The organism is Pseudarthrobacter sp. KH_020_B, from assembly GCF_057840185.1.
In genome coordinates this window covers 2,322,877-2,338,915 of sequence record NZ_CM174506.1, presented here as the reverse complement: position 1 = coordinate 2,338,915, position 16,039 = coordinate 2,322,877, and the positions used below count along the sequence as shown (strand labels likewise).

Annotated in this window: 15 protein-coding genes; 7 read left to right on the top strand and 8 right to left on the bottom strand. The window is 65.8% G+C overall.

The window, feature by feature from the left end:
- Positions 1 to 91: 91 nt before the first annotated feature.
- Entirely contained in the window at positions 92 to 2,728 is a 2,637-nt protein-coding gene (polA, locus tag AC3IT0_RS10715; RefSeq protein ID WP_489323770.1) for a DNA polymerase I, read from the bottom strand.
- A gap of 196 nt (positions 2,729 to 2,924) precedes the next feature.
- On the opposite strand from polA, the gene AC3IT0_RS10710 reads away from it, so the two are divergent.
- The gene (locus tag AC3IT0_RS10710; RefSeq protein WP_489323661.1) at positions 2,925 to 3,398 is read left to right on the top strand and encodes a hotdog fold thioesterase; all 474 of its coding nucleotides are present in this window, start codon (positions 2,925 to 2,927) and stop codon (positions 3,396 to 3,398) included.
- A 22-nt stretch (positions 3,399 to 3,420) separates the two neighbouring features.
- Here AC3IT0_RS10710 and AC3IT0_RS10705 read toward each other — a convergent pair whose 3' ends face one another.
- The 6 genes from AC3IT0_RS10705 to AC3IT0_RS10680 form a co-directional block, all read right to left on the bottom strand.
- Positions 3,421 to 3,978, bottom strand: coding sequence for a dihydrofolate reductase family protein (locus tag AC3IT0_RS10705; RefSeq protein ID WP_489323660.1), 558 nt, complete (start codon positions 3,976 to 3,978; stop codon positions 3,421 to 3,423).
- Positions 3,979 to 4,017: 39 nt separating this feature from the next.
- Positions 4,018 to 4,239 carry a hypothetical protein gene (locus AC3IT0_RS10700; RefSeq protein ID WP_193342919.1) on the bottom strand — a complete coding sequence of 74 codons (222 nt, stop codon included), beginning with the start codon at positions 4,237 to 4,239 and terminating at the stop codon, positions 4,018 to 4,020.
- On the bottom strand, positions 4,236 to 5,453 hold the full coding sequence (locus AC3IT0_RS10695) for an inorganic phosphate transporter (protein ID WP_489323659.1): 1,218 nt from the start codon (positions 5,451 to 5,453) through the stop codon (positions 4,236 to 4,238). Before AC3IT0_RS10695 ends, AC3IT0_RS10700 begins: the two co-directional genes overlap by 4 nt.
- A gap of 153 nt (positions 5,454 to 5,606) precedes the next feature.
- Positions 5,607 to 6,116, bottom strand: a complete 510-nt coding sequence (locus AC3IT0_RS10690) for an HAD domain-containing protein (RefSeq protein WP_489323658.1) — start codon at positions 6,114 to 6,116, stop codon at positions 5,607 to 5,609.
- 134 nt (positions 6,117 to 6,250) lie between these two features.
- Positions 6,251 to 7,501, bottom strand: a complete 1,251-nt coding sequence (locus tag AC3IT0_RS10685) for an FAD-dependent oxidoreductase (RefSeq protein WP_489323657.1) — start codon at positions 7,499 to 7,501, stop codon at positions 6,251 to 6,253.
- Positions 7,494 to 8,810: an MFS transporter gene (locus AC3IT0_RS10680; protein WP_489323656.1), complete on the bottom strand. Its 1,317-nt coding sequence runs from the start codon at positions 8,808 to 8,810 to the stop codon at positions 7,494 to 7,496. Before AC3IT0_RS10680 ends, AC3IT0_RS10685 begins: the two co-directional genes overlap by 8 nt.
- Positions 8,811 to 8,858: 48 nt before the next feature.
- On the opposite strand from AC3IT0_RS10680, the gene AC3IT0_RS10675 reads away from it, so the two are divergent.
- From AC3IT0_RS10675 to AC3IT0_RS10650, 6 genes are all read left to right on the top strand, one after another.
- Positions 8,859 to 9,680 carry an IclR family transcriptional regulator gene (locus AC3IT0_RS10675; RefSeq protein WP_489323655.1) on the top strand — a complete coding sequence of 274 codons (822 nt, stop codon included), beginning with the start codon at positions 8,859 to 8,861 and terminating at the stop codon, positions 9,678 to 9,680.
- A gap of 131 nt (positions 9,681 to 9,811) precedes the next feature.
- Positions 9,812 to 10,945 (top strand): cupin domain-containing protein, encoded by a 1,134-nt coding sequence (locus tag AC3IT0_RS10670; RefSeq protein ID WP_489323654.1) that lies wholly within the window; start codon positions 9,812 to 9,814, stop codon positions 10,943 to 10,945.
- Positions 10,942 to 11,778: a fumarylacetoacetate hydrolase family protein gene (locus AC3IT0_RS10665; protein ID WP_489323653.1), complete on the top strand. Its 837-nt coding sequence runs from the start codon at positions 10,942 to 10,944 to the stop codon at positions 11,776 to 11,778. The genes AC3IT0_RS10670 and AC3IT0_RS10665 overlap by 4 nt, the downstream gene beginning before the upstream one ends.
- A complete protein-coding gene (locus tag AC3IT0_RS10660) occupies positions 11,778 to 12,530 on the top strand; it encodes a maleylpyruvate isomerase family mycothiol-dependent enzyme (protein ID WP_489323652.1) in 753 nt (250 codons plus the stop codon). Before AC3IT0_RS10665 ends, AC3IT0_RS10660 begins: the two co-directional genes overlap by 1 nt.
- 125 nt (positions 12,531 to 12,655) lie before the next feature.
- Positions 12,656 to 14,293 (top strand): LuxR C-terminal-related transcriptional regulator, encoded by a 1,638-nt coding sequence (locus AC3IT0_RS10655; protein ID WP_489323651.1) that lies wholly within the window; start codon positions 12,656 to 12,658, stop codon positions 14,291 to 14,293.
- A 186-nt stretch (positions 14,294 to 14,479) separates the two neighbouring features.
- On the top strand, positions 14,480 to 15,589 hold the full coding sequence (locus AC3IT0_RS10650; protein WP_489323650.1) for a class I SAM-dependent methyltransferase: 1,110 nt from the start codon (positions 14,480 to 14,482) through the stop codon (positions 15,587 to 15,589).
- Between the two features lie 5 nt (positions 15,590 to 15,594).
- On the opposite strand, the gene AC3IT0_RS10645 is transcribed toward AC3IT0_RS10650, so the two are convergent.
- Positions 15,595 to 16,026: a VOC family protein gene (locus tag AC3IT0_RS10645; protein WP_489323649.1), complete on the bottom strand. Its 432-nt coding sequence runs from the start codon at positions 16,024 to 16,026 to the stop codon at positions 15,595 to 15,597.
- Between the last annotated feature and the right edge of the window lie 13 nt (positions 16,027 to 16,039).

The following is a 16,039-nucleotide window of genomic DNA, read 5'->3' as shown; positions in this document are numbered from 1 at the left end:
GCAGCAACACGCCCGCGCCGGCAGGAACGCGCCGGCAGAAAATGGGTCAGAGCCGCCGCACGGGTTGGCGGAGGATGGTCTTGAGCTTTTCCTAGTGGCCGGCGTCGTACCAGCTGGTGCCCACGCCGATCTGGACATCCAGCGGGACGCTGAGGTCCGCGGCAGAGCCCATCTGCTCGGTGACGAGCTTCTCCACGGCAACACGTTCGCCGGCGGCGACTTCAAGCACCAGTTCGTCATGGACCTGAAGGAGCATGCGCGACTTGAGGCCCTGGGCCGCCAGTTCAGCGTGCACGCCCAGCATGGCGCGTTTGATGATGTCCGCGGCCGATCCCTGGATGGGTGAGTTCAGAGCGATGCGTTCCGCGTTTTCGCGCAGCTGCCGGTCCGTGCTGGTGAGGTCCGGCAGGTAGCGGCGGCGCCCCTCGATGGTGGCCGTGTAACCGTCCACCCGGGCCTGGTCCACCACACCGCGGAGGTAGTCGCGGACTGCGCCGAACCGGTCGAAGTAGTCCTTCATCAAGGTGCGGGCCTCGTCCACGGAAATTTCCAGCTGCTTGGACAGGCCGAACGAGGTCAGGCCATAGGCGAGGCCGTAGGACATGGCCTTGACCTTGGAGCGCATGGCACTGGTGACCTCTTCGGTGGGCACGTGGAAGATGTTCGAGCCCACAAACCGGTGGAGGTCCTCACCGTCCTTGTAGGCCTGGATCAGGCCAGCGTCGCCCGAAAGGTGCGCCATGATCCGCATTTCAATCTGAGAGTAGTCCGCGGACAGCAGGCACTCGTAGCCGTCACTGACCACAAAGATGCCGCGGACGCGCCGGCCTTCCTCGCTGCGGATGGGGATGTTCTGCAGGTTGGGGTTGTTGGAGGAGATCCGGCCGGTCGCTGCCACATTTTGGGCGTATGTGGTGTGGATCCGGCCGTCTTCGGTCACGGACTTCTTGAGCGACTCCAGCATCTGGCGCAGTTTCGAGGACTCCCGGTGCGCCATCAGCTGGACCAGGAATTCGTGCCCGGTCTTTTCCAGCAGGTTCTTCAGCGACGCGGCATCGGTGGTGTAGCCGGACTTGATCTTCTTAGTTTTCGGCAGCTCGAGTTCGTCAAAGAGCACGGTCTGCAGCTGTTTGGGCGATCCGAGATTGACCTCGTGGCCGATCGCGGCAAAGGCCAGTTCCTGCGCGTTGTCGATCACCTTGGACAGATCCGCGAGTTGGTCGTCCATGCGCTCCAGGTCGATGGCGATGCCCGCGGTTTCCATATCGGCAAGCACGCGGCTGACCGGCAGCTCAAGGGTGGTCAGCAGTTCCCCTGCCTTGCGTTCGGTGAGTTCTGATTCGAATTGCCGGCTTAGGGCCTGGACCACGGCCGCTACCTGGACCAGGGCAGCGGCCGCATCGTCGCCGTCGAAGGCCAGCTCCAGCTGGCCCGCCTTGGAGGTCTCCGACGAGACAGTGACGTTGAGGTGATGCTGCGCCAGCTCCGCGAGTTCATAGGTGCGGCGGTCCGGCTGGATGAGGTATCCGGAAATGGAGGTGTCGTCCACCACGCCTTCCAGGCCCAGGCCACGGCTGGACAGGGCCTTCAGCGCAGCCTTGTAGCCATGCATGACCTTCGGGCTGTTTTCATCACGCAGCCAGTCCGCGAGGACGTTTTCGGCGGCGGCGTCCTGCGCGGCGAGGTCGATGTAGACGGCGGCGTCGTCACGGACAATGGCCAGTGCGGCGGCGTCTTCACCGATGCGCCCGGGCACCAGGTCGACGGCGACTGCCGACGTCTTGCCGGCGCCGGCCGCCAGGAAGGCACCCAGCCCGGCTGCGTCGGCGGGAGTCACGAAGTCCGGCGTGTTGATGCTTTCGCGCTCCGCAGACTCCACTTCCTCGCTGCCGTACAGGGCAAAGAGCCGGGTACGGATGGTCTTGAATTCCAGCTCGTCGAACAGCGCCTCCAGGGCAGCCTCATCCGGCCGCGGTTCGGCGAGATCGTCCAGCGTGAGCGGAAGTTCGAGGTCCGTATGGAGCCTGTTCAGGCGCCGGTTGCGCTTGACGTCCTCGACGTTCTCCCGGAGGGCATCGCCGACTTTGCCGCCGATCGCATCCAGGTGCTCGAGGACTCCCTCGAGACCGCCGTAAAGGTTGATCCACTTTGCCGCGGTTTTCGGGCCGACGCCCGGAACGCCCGGAAGGTTGTCCGCCGTCTCCCCCACCAACGCGGCAAGGTCCGAATACTGGGCGGGCGTCACGAAGTACTTTTCCTGGATGGCGGCCGCGTCCATCCGGGGAATGTCGCTGACGCCCTTCCGCGGGTACAGTACAAAAACGTTGTCCGTAATCAACTGGAACGCGTCACGGTCGCCCGAGACGAGCAGTACCTCGAAGCCGGCCTTTTCCCCCATGGCAGCGAGGGTCGCCAGGATGTCGTCAGCCTCATAACCCGGCAGCTTGATGGTCTTGATGCCCCAGGCCTGCATGACCTTGTCGATGAGGTCGATCTGGCCGCTCATCTCGCGGGGAGTCTCGTTGCGGCCGCCCTTGTACTCGCTGTACTCGGCCTTTCGGTGGGTGGTCTCATCCGAAACATCGAAGGCCACGCAAATGTGGGTGGGCTTCTGTTCCTTGATCAGGTTGATGAGCATGGAGGTGAAGCCGTGGATGGCGTTGGTGTGCTGTCCGTTGGCGGTGGAGAACTTGTCTGCCGGCAAGGCAAAGAACGCGCGGAACGCCATCGAGTGGCCGTCCAGCACCAGAAGCCGCGGCTGGTCGGTCAGCGGGATGACGGGCGCTTCGGTGGCGGAAACCCGGCCCCCGGCCGACGGCGGAACGGTGATGTCCTGTAAGGCAGCATCAGCGTCAAGCACTGCGGTCTCGGAAGGGAAGGGGGCCGGTTTGGTAGTTTCACTCACAGGTGCCAGCCTAGTTCCCATGATGGACAATTTCACGCCCGGGCCCTTCACTGAGGAATTGGTCACAGCAGGCATCCCGGCGCACCTCCACGACTGGCTGGGCCGGCTGGGCATCGGTGCCCTGGTGGTGAAGATGGGAATCCACTTCCTGGAGATGAGCCCGGAACGAACGGTGGCCACCATGCCGGTGGAAGGAAACACCCAGGTGGCGGGCATCCTGCACGGCGGCGCCCATGTGGTGCTGGCCGAAACGCTGGGATCCTTCGCCGCCGGGATGCACGCCGGCGCCGGCAGGCACGCCCTGGGCATCGAAGTGAACGCCACGCACCATCGCGCAATTTCCGCGGGCACTGTGACGGGTATCTGCACCGCGATCCACTTGGGCCGGACACTGACAACCCATGAAATCGTGATGACCGACGAAAAAGGCCGCCGCCTCTCCACCGCGCGCATCACCAACATGCTGCGGGACAACGAGTCCGCGGAGGCCTGATCGCCGCCCGCAGTCCTGCTTCCTAGCGGGCCGGATCCGGGGTTGTGAGGGTGTAGCGCAACTCCACGATCCCCCGCCCCATGGTGCGGTACGCCGTTAACTCAAGTGGCGGCGTCGGGCCTTCCAACGGCAGCAGCCGTTTGCCCTCGCCCAGGACCACGGGGATGACCGACAGAATGAGTTCGTCCAGCAGTCCGGCATCGGCGAATTGCGCCGCGAGGTTGCCGCCGCCCACCACCCAGACGTTCTGCTCACCGGCGTGGTCCTTGAAGTCCTGGACGAACTCCTGGACGGGACCGCGGACGAACGTGATATCCGTGCCGGCCGGCGCAACGTGCTCGTGCCGGGTGAACACATAACAGGGCGTGGAAGGGTACGGCCAGTTGCCGGGTTCGTGCTCCATCAGCCAGGCGTACGTCTCGCCGCCCATCACAATGCAGCCGACGCCGGCCATGAAGGTTTCGTAGCTTTCCTTGCCGCCTTCGAAGCCGTCGAACTCGAGAAGCCAGGCTAGGTCATCCTTGGTGGTGGCAATGAACCCGTCGATTGAGGCCGCGACAAAATACTGGATCCTGGACATGGAACCACAGTAGTCCTGCGGCGTGGACGGGCTGAAGGCCTACTTGCTGAAGTAGGGAATGATCAGGTACAGCCCGAAGAGAACAGCTACGCCGCAGAGGCCAAAGCAGGTGTAGGCGAAGTAGCGCTTGGCACGGGGTGAGGCCTGCTGGGCGTCGCCGGCGATGGCCGTCAGCCGCACGCCCAGCGAATACAGGACCACCACGGTCACCGCGGACACCAGGGTGGTGCCGGCCACCGTCAAGAGTTCCAACCACTTCATAGCTGAGCATCCTTCTGCTGGTCCGCCTTGGCACGGGCCCGGGCGAGTGCTTTCTTCTTGGCGAAGCGGACGGTCTGGCCCGCTTCTTCGACTTCCACGGCATTGTGGTGGCCCACCGCGGACTTGCGGGAGTAGAAGAACATAAACAGCACCGCGGAAGTGCCGGCGACGGCGGCAATCACCACACCCACCACGCCCGTCTTCACGAGCAGCGCGGTAAGCGCGCCCACGATGCCGGCCGCGGGAAGCGTGAACAGCCAGCCCAGGGCGATCTTGCCCACCATGTTCCAACGCACCGTGGTGCCTTTACGGCCCATGCCGGACCCGATAACTGAGCCGGACGCCACTTGCGTGGTGGAGAGCGCGAAACCGAGGTGGGAGGAAGCCAGGATGGCTGAGGCGGTGCTGGTCTCGGCCGCGAATCCCTGGGCGGGCTTGACCTCGGTGAGCCCGGATCCCATGGTCCGGATGATGCGCCAGCCGCCGGCGTAGGTGCCGACGGCGATGGCCACGGCGCACGCCGCGATGACCCAGAACTGGGGACCTGAGCCCGGGGCCTGGGTGCCGGCGGAAATGAGCACCAGGGTGATGATGCCCATGGTCTTCTGTGCGTCGTTCGTGCCGTGGGCCAGCGCCACGAGGCTGGAGGTGAAGATCTGCCCGGTGCGGAAGCCACCGCGCTTTTGCGTCAGCTTGCTGCCGGTTTCCGGATCGTGCCGCGATGTGAGGGCATACGCGAGCCGCGTGCAAAGGTACGCCACAAGGCCGGCAATGAGCGGGGCGAAGATGGCCGGCAGGATGACCTTCTGGAGCAGCGTTTCCAGGTTCACGGAATTGAAGCCGATGCCGGCGATGGCTGCGCCGATCAGCCCGCCGAAGAGGGCATGCGACGAGCTGGAAGGCAGGCCTTTAAGCCAGGTGATCATGTTCCAGAGGATGGCACCCATCAGGCCGGCGAAAATGATGTCCGGAGTGATCAGGACGCCGTCCGAGCCTTCCCGGATGATACCGCCGGAGACTGTCTTGGCCACCTCCGTTGAGAGGAAAGCACCCACCAGGTTCAGGATTGCGGCGAGCGTCACAGCGGTCTTCGGTTTGATGGCACCGGTTGCGATGGGCGTGGCCATCGCATTGGCGGTGTCATGGAAGCCATTTGTGAAGTCGAAAAAAAGTGCCAGTGCGATGACCAGCGCCACCATAAAGGTGATATCCACCTGTTGCCCAATCTGCAGAGTCGACGTTCAGCAGTTCCGTTTCCCCCACCTGCCCTGCAATGCATAATTCACCTGCAGTTCATGTGAAATGACCTGTGGTGTTAACAGAACCGGCTTGAAACCTTATCGATCGTACGCGTCCATGACATCAGGTCAAAACGGCTGCTGGGTGACAAACGCGCTGACGGCGGCCAGTTCTGCGGAAGAGATTCCCCGGCGCGGATCGGGCGACACCGTAAGGATGCGCGGGCCCAGGAATGCGGCCCAGGCCAGTGCTTCCTGTTCATACCGGAGCTGGTCGTCCAGCCACACAATGCCGTCCGGGGTGTTGTCTGCCAGGTCTTCCTGGAGGGCGGCGAGCTTCCACCACCCTTCCCCTGTTCCGGCGCCCTCCGCCGTGAGCCAAGGCCATCGGGCGCCCGCAAGGCCGATGGCGGGGCAGAGGTATTGAGGGGCCATGTCCTCCCAGCTGGTGAGCCACACGAACCGGACCCCCGGCAGTCGTGCCACGTCGTTGAGCCCGTCAATCAGCTCCCTCGCGTAGGCCACTTCGAGCACGCCGGCGTTCGCGAGCGTCCAGCCGGAACCCCACGGCGTCTGTCCCGCTGCTCCGAACGGGCACACCACGCCGTCGACATCCAAATACAGGGTGACGTTCTGCAAGGCGGCTCTCCGTCAGATCCGCGGACCCGGACCGAGCCTTAAATAAAGGAGCGGCTGCACGCATCAATCGTTGCATTGCGTGCAGCCCTCCTCAAGGGCTTCCGGCCGCATAGCCGGCTCCGCTAGACCGGGTCTCAGACAGAAAGCGTCTCCGGACGGGCAGCTTCGCGGCGCTCCGGAGTTCCGGGCTGGTCCTGGCCGTAGATCCAGTCGTTGTACTGGAAGTTGTTGTCCGCCCGGCTCTTGAACAGAAGGTTCCGGAGGGTGCGGGCCAGTCCTGAGACGTGCCAGGATTCGCCCCAAACGCGGGCGGTGCGCTGGACGCGGGCGGTACGGCCGGCGCGGGCGGTGTTGAACTCCTTGATCGCACCATCCCAGCCTTCGGGGTTGATGCCTTCCGCCGTGAAGACGGTGCCGTTGGTGGCATCCTGCAGGACGGCAGCATCTTCGAGGGCCTGGCAGGCGCCCTGGGCCAGGTACTGAAGCATGGGGTGGGCGGCATCGCCCATCAGCACCATGCGGCCGGCGACCCAGTTCTCGATCGGGTCGCGGTCGTACATGGGCCAGCGGATACCCGTAGCCAGGTTCTTCAGCGCTTCCTGGACGGCGGGGACGCAGTCCTTGTAGGCGGCCTCAAGCTCGTCAACGCCGCCGTACTGCTCTTCGCCGCGTTCGAAGGATGGCGATTTGAAGACGGCTACGGTGTTCAGCAACTCACCCTTGCGCAGCGGGTACTGCACGAGGTGACAGTCCGGTCCGAGGTAGACAATGACATCTTCAAGGTCGGCTTTGGGCGTGTTTTCGGTGATCGGCACGGTGCCGCGGTACGCCACATAGGCCGACGAAACCGGCTCGTCGTTGGCAACGAGTGGACGCAGGGTCGATTTGAGTCCGTCGGCGCCGATCACAACGTCCGCCTCGTAGTCCACGCCGGCGGCGGTGTGAGCCACACCGCGGCCGTTGACGGTTTCAACGCTTTCAACCATGACATCGTTAACAAGTTTGACGCCAGCCGCCTCACAGCCCTCGAGCAGCACCCGGTGCAGGTCGCTGCGGTGGATCACAACGTACGGCGCGCCGTAGCGCTCGGCGAATTCCCCGCCGAGCGTCTGCCGGGTGAGCTCCTCGCCGGTGACGGCGTCGCGGAAGACCAGGTGCTTGGGCTGCACGCCGATTTCCAACGCCTTCTCCAGCAGGCCCCAGCGCTTCAAGACACGGGACGCGTTCGGGGCCATCTGCAGGCCGGCGCCGACTTCGCCGAACTCAGGAGCACGCTCCACCAGGGTCACGTCCGCGCCGTTCTCCCGCAGGGCCAGGGCACCGGCCAGGCCCGCCATTCCGCCGCCGATTACGAGGACTTCGGTGGACGATTTGAGGTCAGACATTGCTGGCTCCTTCTGAGATTTTGGTAGTGGATTTGATCTTGATGCCGGTGGCGGCCAGCAGGACGGCAGCTACTGCCGCCGCGCCGGCGAACGCTAGGAAGTTGGAGTTGACGCCGAGCCCGGCTGCGAGAAGCAGCCCGCCCACCTGCGGTGCCGCGACGGCACCGATGCGGCCGACGCCGAGGGCCCAGCCGAGAGCCGTTCCGCGAAGATGCGCGGGATAGTGACTCGCGACCGCGGCGATGATCAGGCACTGCGTGCCGTGGGTTCCCACCCCGGCCAGGACCAGCATGAGGTAGACGACGCCGACCGGAGGGCCGGTCACCAGAACCAGCAGGGCGGTGGCCGCGACAGCGGCGGCGGCTATCGCCGTCGGGATCGGGCCGAAGCGGGTTCCGGCCCAGGCGGTGATGATCGAGCCTGCGACGGCACCCAGGTTCAGGGCAAGGGCAAACGTCAGTGCTGAGCCCAGGTTGTAACCGGCCAGCTGCATCAGGTTGGGCAGCCAGGTGCCCAGGCCGTACCAGGCGAACAGTGTCACCAGCGTGGCGATGGCGTAGAGCAGGCTCATGCCGAGGAACGGCGCCCGGAGCAGGGACCCGAAGCCGGCAGGTTCCCGGGTCACGGCAGCGTCGGAGGGCGCGACGTGCTGGGACGGTGCCAACGTTTCGGGCAGGTAGCGGAGTCCCAGCGGAATGACCACCACCAGGGCCAGCACCGCGACGAGGAACATCACCGGCCAGCCGAAGGCGGGAATCAGCGGGATACCCACCAGGGCTGCGATGGAGCCACCGATCGGCACGCCGGACATCATCAGTGTGGCAACGGTTGAACGCCACTTGGTAGGGACCAGTTCGGCCACGAGCGCGTTGGCTGAGGGGACGAGGCCGCCCAGGCCGATGCCTGCCAGCAGGCGGAGGGCACCGAAAACAAAGGCGTTAGGCGAAAACGCGCACAGGATGGTGAAAACGGAGAAGACAATGGCGCAGCCGATGATGGTCCGGCGGCGTCCCCACGTGTCCGACATCCTGCCGGCGAAGATGGCGCCGATCATCATGCCAACAAACGCCATGGAACCTACGGTTCCAGCTGTAGCCTTCGTGAGTCCCCAGTCGGTGTCGTTGATGAGGGACGACTGCACCGTGCCGTAGACGATGAGGTCGTAGCCGTCGAAGACCACCAGCAGCCAGCAGACAAGGACGGCCAGGGCCGAGCCTTTCGAGAACCGCGTTGCGGTGCCGGAAGCGTCAGCGGTGACGGCATCGGCTGATGACCGCCGCGGCTCTGCAGCGGGAAGTGTGTGATTCATCCCACCACTGTCAGGTGAACACCAAGCGAAGCACCATATAATTCTGTTGTGCAGAACAAGCCAGCATCACAGTCAGGCCGGAAGCCCGTTCAGAAGCGGCCCACCTATTCCATCGAGGCCGTGGACAACGCCCTGCAGCTCCTCCAACTGCTTCGCGACGGGGGCACCCTCCGCCTCAAGGATGCCGCAGCGGACCTGGGTGTCGCCCCGTCCACGGCACACCGCCTCCTGGCGATGCTCGTTTACCGCGGCTTTGCCGTCCAGGACGAAAACCGCCGCTACGTCCCCGGCCCCGCGATGGGCGTTGGGCCGGCCGGTCTCAGCTGGACCAGGCTGCTGCGCGACCTGGCGCAGCCCCACATGGAACTCCTGTCCGCGCAGCTCAACGAGACGGTCAACCTCATGGTCCGCGTGGGCACGAAAGTCCGTTTCCTTGCCACGGTGGAGGGAAGCAATGTCCTGCGGATCGGCGATCGGCAAGGCACTGTCATGCCCGCGAACAAGACCTCCGGCGGGAAGGCCATGCTCGCCGAGCTGGAACTCCCGATGATCGAGCAGTTGTTCCGCAGCCAGAACGCAGAAATTGGCGGCGACACCCTTCCGGACTCCGAACACCCGGCATTCCTTCGCGAGCTGGAGACCATCCGGAACAACGGCTTCGCGGCGAATTTCGAGGGCACTGAGGAAGGCGTGAGTGCCCTCGGCATCGCACTGCACAACCGGCACGGCGTGGTAGTTGGGGCACTGAGCGTCGCCACGCCTGCCACCCGGTTCCGGAAAGTGTTCGACGGCGGTTTGGTCGCCGCCCTGCGCGAGACCTGCAGGCAGCTGGAGATCGACATCGCGGCCAACCCGGCCGAGCGGGACTGAACCACCCACGGGTCGGTTGGCAACCACCGTCGAAAGTAATTCTGGCTAGCAGAATATGCTGGGAGTCACACCGGCGCATCCGTAGGGTCGAACTACGCCAAAAACTGTTCGTACCTATCGAGGAGGCCTACGTGTCCATCAGCGCCGAGAACACGACTCATGAATCTGTGGCCCTCAGCCACGCGATGCCCCAGCCGACACCGGAAGAGGCGGCGCAGCTTGCCCAGTTGTACCGGGACTTCGACAAAGAGAACCTGATTCCGTTGTGGACGGAGATCGGGGATCTGATGCCGATGGTCCCCACCCCGAAGGCCGTGCCGCACGTGTGGCGCTGGAGTGACCTTTACCCGCTCGCCGCACGTGCCGGTGACCTGGTGCCCGTAGGCCGTGGTGGCGAGCGGCGGGCCATAGCCCTCGCCAACCCGGGCCTCGCCGGCACCCCATACGCGACCCCGACGCTGTGGGCCGCGATCCAGTACCTGGGCGCCCGCGAGACCGCTCCGGAGCACCGCCACTCGCAGAACGCCTTCCGCTTCGTGGTCGAGGGCGAAGGCGTGTGGACCGTGGTGAACGGGGACCCGGTGGCGATGCGCCGCGGTGATTTCCTGCTGACTCCGGGCTGGAACTTCCACGGCCACCACAACGACACCGATGAGCCGATGGCCTGGATCGACGGCCTGGACATCCCGTTTGTGCACTACGCCGACGCCGGCTTCTTCGAGTTCGGCACCGAACGCGTCACCGACGAGGCCACCCCGGACATTTCCCGGTCCGAGCGGCTCTGGGCCCACCCCGGCCTGCGCCCCCTCTCCGGGCTCCAGGACACCGTCAACTCCCCCATCGCCGCGTACCGGTGGGAACACACCGACGCCGCCCTGCGCGAGCAGCTCCTCCTCGAGGACGAAGGCCACCCCGCCACCGTGTCCCAGGGCCACGCAGCCATCCGCTACTCGAACCCGACCACCGGCGGGGACGTGATGCCCACCATCCGCGCCGAGTTCCACCGCCTCCGCGCCGGCGCGTCCACCGAACCGTTGCGTGAAGTGGGCTCCAGTGTCTGGCAGGTCTTCGAAGGCTCCGGCACCGCCACCCTGAACGGCGAGGTCAAAACCCTGGCCAAGGGCGACCTGTTTGTGGTCCCGTCCTGGCAGGAATGGTCCTTGCAGGCCGAGACCGAGTTTGATCTGTTCCGCTTCAGCGACGCCCCCATCTTTGAACGCCTCAATTTCAACCGCAGCTACACCGAAGGACGCAAGAACGCATGAGACTCCTCACCCTCCGCCTCTCCAATGGGGAAACAACAGAAACCAAGGCGGTCCGCCAGGACGGCGACACCCTCACCGAGATCGACGGGTTCACCGACGTCGGGGCACTCCTGAAGGATTCCTCCTGGGAGTCCATCGCGCAGGCCGCCACCGGCGCCACCCACCCGCTTGAGGGCGCGGACCTGGACGCCGTGGTTCCCGCCCCGGGCAAGATCATCTGCGTGGGCCACAACTACCGCAACCACATCAAGGAAATGGGGAGGGAAGTCCCCGAGCACCCCACCCTGTTCGCCAAGTACGCCGAGTCCCTGATCGGGCCCAACGATGACCTGGCCCTCCCGCAGGAATCCGATTCTGTGGACTGGGAAGCCGAACTCGCCGTCGTGATCGGCAAGACCGGCCGCCGGATCGCTGAAGCGGATGCCAGGGACCACATTGCCGGGTACGCCGTCCTCAACGATGTGTCCATGCGCGACTACCAGTTCCGCACCATCCAGTGGCTCCAGGGCAAGACCTGGGAAAAGTCCACCCCGTTCGGTCCCGCCCTGGTCACGCAGGACGAATTCACCGCGGGCCCGCTCATGACCACCACCGTGGACGGCGAGATCCAGCAGAGCACCCCCACCGGCGACGTCGTGTTCACGCCGGAATTCCTGGTCTCCTACATCTCCACGATCATCACCCTGAACCCGGGCGACGTCATCGCCACCGGCACCCCGGGCGGTGTGGGCCACGCCCAGGACCCCAAACGCTACCTGCAGGAAGGCCAGATCCTGGTCACCACCATCGAGGGCCTGGGCCAGCTGAACAACCGCGTGGTCAAGGAAGCCTGATGGTAGCCCGCCAGGACCAGAGCACGGACCCGGAACTGCTCGAAGCACTGCTCCAGGCCCGGCGCGGGACCGCGTTCTTCGCCCGGAAGCTCAACGAACTCACCGACGCGGAGCTTGACGGGGATTCGCTGCTGCAGGGCTGGACCCGCCGCCACGTCACGGCGCACATCGGCTACAACGCGCGGGCCATCGCGCGGCTCATCGAGTGGGCCAACACGGGCGTGGAAACACCCATGTACGCCTCCACTAACGTCCGGGACCACGAAATCAGCTTCGGGGCGACCCTGTCCCCGATCGCACTGCGGAACCTCTTTGACCACTCCGCCGTGCACCTGAACGTCGAATGGCGGGACCTGCCCGAACAGGCCTGGTACAAGAAGGTCCGCACCATCCAGGGCCGGGAAGTCCCGGCCACCGAAACCGTGTGGATGCGCACCCGCGAAGTCTGGACCCACGCCGTGGACCTGGACAACGGCGCCACCTTCGCCGACATCCCAGCACCCGTCCTCGAAGGGCTCCTGCGCGATATCACCGGAGCCTGGCAAACCCGCGGCACCGACACCGGACTGATCGTCAAGATCACCGGCACGGACCAGGCGTTCGGCGACACCACCGCCCAGAACCCCACGGTCATCACCGGGCCCCTGCCCGGCGTCGTCCAATGGGCCACCGGCCGCGGCACCCACGGCGTCACCGCAACACACCACGGAGCACCGCTGGCCGAAACGCCCGCAGCCCCAAAGTGGATCTGAGCCTGACCTTCGGGTCGTCGAAGCAGCACCAATAGTCAGTACAACGGAACAGCGGCGGGATGACCCGCCGCTGTTCCGTTGTTCTCCCCGGCAGTACGCTGGATGCATCGTCAGGGAGCCGGGCCATGCCAGAACTCGAAGAACTGCTCACGGCCGGACGCGACGCCTTCGTCCGGCGGGACTGGGCCGCGGCGTACCGCAACCTCACCGCAGCCCACCGCAGTTCGCGATTGGCCACAGCCGACCTGGACGCACTCGCCAGTTCGGCCTGGTGGCTGGGAAACGTCCCCGAGTCGCTGGCGGCGTCCGAGGAGCTCTATGCCCACCTGGCGGCGGAAGGCAACGAGCCCAGGGCAGCCATGACCGCGATCGAACTGTCGCTGCGCTGGAGTACCCGCGGTGACCTCGCCGTGGCTTCAGGGTGGCTTAACCGGGCACGGCGCATGCTTGCCGGCCGGGAACGCGAGCCTGAATATGGCTACCTGCTGTACATGGAGGCGTCGATGTCCCTGGACTTCGACACCGGCCCGGCAACCGCGGCGGCGGCCGCCCGGGCGGTTGACGCCCTGGCCCGCACGGTTGGCGACCCGGCGCTGTCCTGCTTCGCCCGCGTGCTTGCCGGCCTCGTCCTGGTGCGCGAGGGCCAGACCGACACAGGCTTCAGCGAACTCGATGAGGCGATGCTCCCGGTCCTGGCGGGAGCGGTCCCGCCCGAATGGGCCGGGGATATCTACTGCACTGTGATCCGTTTCTGCCATGTGCTCGGCGACTACGCCCGGATGCGCGCCTGGACCAGCGAGCTGGACCGCTGGACGTCCGGGGTATCGCGCACCTTTGTCTACGCCCATGTCACGCGGGTGCACGAACTGCAGCTGCTGGCCACCGAGGGCAGCTGGGACGCCGTGCTCAGCGAGATCGGACCGCTCAGTGACAGGCTGGCCACAGCGCATGGCTGGATGGCCGGCGCTGGCTATTGCGAACTCGGCGAGATCCGCCGGCTGCGCGGTGATGTCGCCGGGGCGCGGTGGGCGTTCACCCGCGCCCGCGAGACAGGGGTGGAACCACAGCCCGGCGAAGCGCTGCTTCGCTTCGCGGCAGGGGAGCATCGCGAAGCGTTGGAGCAGCTCGGGGTGGCCCTTGGCGAGAGTGGTCCCGTGGACGGCATACGCCTCCTCCTCCCGGCCACAGAGCTCGCCCTGGCCGCCGGCGACCAGCTACGCGCGGCCGCGTTTTGTTCCGAGCTCGAAAAGACAGCGGCACGGTTCGCCTCCCCCGGGCTGCGCGCCTGGTCAGATCACGCCCGGGCTCTTGTCCTGCTGGCCTCGGGCCGAGCCGGGGACGCGCTGGCGCTGCTGGACGAGGCCGTCCGGATATACCGCGAGCAGCGGGCCCGGTACAGCATCGCCAGGGTCCATGAGGTTTCGGCGACGTGCCGAAGAATGGTGGGCGAGTCCGCTGCCGCCAACGCCGATCAGGCCACTGCCCTGGCCATCTACCGGCAGCTGGGCGCAACCCCGGACGTGGAGCGCCTGGCTGGTGCCGCCCCCGGCGGTCTTACGGCCAGGGAAGCCGAGGTGCTGGGCTTCGTCTGCCGCGGCGCCACGAACCGCGAAGTGGCGGAGGCCCTGGTCATCAGCGAAAAAACCGTGGGCCGGCACCTGGCCAATATCTTCGTGAAGATCGGAGTCACGTCACGGACAGCGGCGGCGGGGTGGGCGCGCACTCACGGAGTTCCTGACGCCCGACGGCGTGAGGCGATCTGACTGCCTGCTGCGCCTGCCGCCGTCGTACTCCCCCTGAAACTGGCCCCACCGGTACCGGAGTCCTGCATGATTTCCACCATCCCGGCGCCCAAAGATGCATCATCTGCCCGACGCGGCCACAGGCGGCACGGCCATAACCTCGGAGCATCGGACACCGTGTCCGGACGTGTGGGGAAAGGCATGACCATGAGCATTTCCGAGACAGACACCGCCGTCGAATCTGCTGACGTGGATGCGGCTGGGGTGGAGGCGGCTGCCGGGCGCCTGCTGGGCATCCTGAACGACGGTTCCACGGCGGTCCTGGCCAGCATCGGCCACCAGACAGGGCTTTTTGACGCCCTCGCCGCCCTGCCGCCGGCCAGCAGCGAACAGATCGCGGACGCAGCAGGGCTCAACGAACGCTACGTGCGTGAGTGGCTGGGTGGCATGGTGACAGCGAAGTTCATCGATTACCAGCCAGCTGCCGGGACGTACGCCTTGCGCCGGGAGTTCGTGCCCTCCGTCAGCGGGCCTGGCCCGGAAAACCTGGCGCGGACGCTTACCTATGTCACACTCATGGGCGAGGTGGCCGAAAAGATCGCGGGGAAGTTCCGGAGCGGAGGCGGGCTGGGCTACGCCGAGTACCCGGGCTTTGTCCAGGTCCAGGCCGCGGACAGCGGCTCGGTGCACGATGCGTCGCTGCTGCAAACGATTATTCCGCTGTCCGGCCGGACCGATGCCCTGCTGGCGGGAATTGACGTCGCCGATATCGGCTGCGGTGCCGGCCATGCCGTAAACCTGATGGCGCAGGCGTTCCCGGCGAGCCGGTTCGTTGGCTACGACTTCGTGGAGGAGGCTCTTGCCGCGGGCCGCGCCGAGGCTGACCGGATTGGCCTGTCCAACGTCAGGTTCGAACGGCGCGACGCCGCCACCCTGGACCTGAGGGAATGCTTTGACCTGGTCACGGTTTTTGACGCCGTGCACGACCAGGCCCACCCCGCCGCAGTCCTGGGCAACATCTGGCAGGCCCTCCGGCCGGGAGGCACATTCCTGATGGTGGACATCAAGGCATCAAGCAGGCTGGAGGACAACATTGACCTGCCATGGGCCGCATTCCTGTACGCGATTTCCACCACGCACTGCACGTCCGTGTCCCTCGCCCAGGGCGGCGACGGCCTGGGGACGGTGTGGGGCGTGCAGTTGGCGGAGTCCATGGTCCGCGATGCCGGCTTCGGCGACGTGCAGGTCGTGGATCTGGAGGAGGATCCATTCAACGCCTACTTTGTGGCCAGGAAGCAGGCCGCCGAAAGCCGGTAACGGACCTATGACGCGGGCGTAGCCTGGGGGTTGTTGACGTTGACCAGCCAGGCGGTGCCGAACTTGTCGGTGCACATGCCGAAAATGTCGCCCCATGGGGCCAGTTCGAGGGGAACGGTGACGGTGCCGCCGTCGGCGGACAGCTTGTCCCAGTAGCCGCGCAGTTCAGGTTCGTCGTCGCCGCTGAGGGAAACGGAAATGGTGCTGCCTGACGCGAGGTCCATGCCGTTGGGGGTGTCCGCTCCCATCAGGACCAGTCCGTTGCTGGCCGTCAGCATGCCGTGCATGATCTTGTCGGCTTCGGCCGGATCTTCGCTGGCGTGGAATTCCCCGAACGTGCTGAGCGCCAGGTCGCCGCCGAACACGGACTGGTAGAAGGTCATTGCCTCGCGGGCGTTGTCACGGAAGCCAAGGTAGGGGTTGAGCGTCGTTGGCATGGCCGGTTCTCCT

Excerpts from the sequence above, each read along its gene's own strand:
- polA (WP_489323770.1), bottom strand. The coding sequence starts at position 2,728 with ATGGCGTTCCGCGCGTTCTTTGCCTTGCCGGCAGACAAGTTCTCCACC.
- AC3IT0_RS10710 (WP_489323661.1), top strand. The coding sequence starts at position 2,925 with ATGATGGACAATTTCACGCCCGGGCCCTTCACTGAGGAATTGGTCACA.
- AC3IT0_RS10705 (WP_489323660.1), bottom strand. The coding sequence starts at position 3,978 with ATGTCCAGGATCCAGTATTTTGTCGCGGCCTCAATCGACGGGTTCATT.
- AC3IT0_RS10700 (WP_193342919.1), bottom strand. The coding sequence starts at position 4,239 with ATGAAGTGGTTGGAACTCTTGACGGTGGCCGGCACCACCCTGGTGTCC.
- AC3IT0_RS10685 (WP_489323657.1), bottom strand. The coding sequence starts at position 7,501 with ATGTCTGACCTCAAATCGTCCACCGAAGTCCTCGTAATCGGCGGCGGA.
- AC3IT0_RS10680 (WP_489323656.1), bottom strand. The coding sequence starts at position 8,810 with ATGAATCACACACTTCCCGCTGCAGAGCCGCGGCGGTCATCAGCCGAT.
- AC3IT0_RS10665 (WP_489323653.1), top strand. The coding sequence starts at position 10,942 with ATGAGACTCCTCACCCTCCGCCTCTCCAATGGGGAAACAACAGAAACC.
- AC3IT0_RS10660 (WP_489323652.1), top strand. The coding sequence starts at position 11,778 with ATGGTAGCCCGCCAGGACCAGAGCACGGACCCGGAACTGCTCGAAGCA.
- AC3IT0_RS10655 (WP_489323651.1), top strand. The coding sequence starts at position 12,656 with ATGCCAGAACTCGAAGAACTGCTCACGGCCGGACGCGACGCCTTCGTC.
- AC3IT0_RS10650 (WP_489323650.1), top strand. The coding sequence starts at position 14,480 with ATGAGCATTTCCGAGACAGACACCGCCGTCGAATCTGCTGACGTGGAT.
- AC3IT0_RS10645 (WP_489323649.1), bottom strand. The coding sequence starts at position 16,026 with ATGCCAACGACGCTCAACCCCTACCTTGGCTTCCGTGACAACGCCCGC.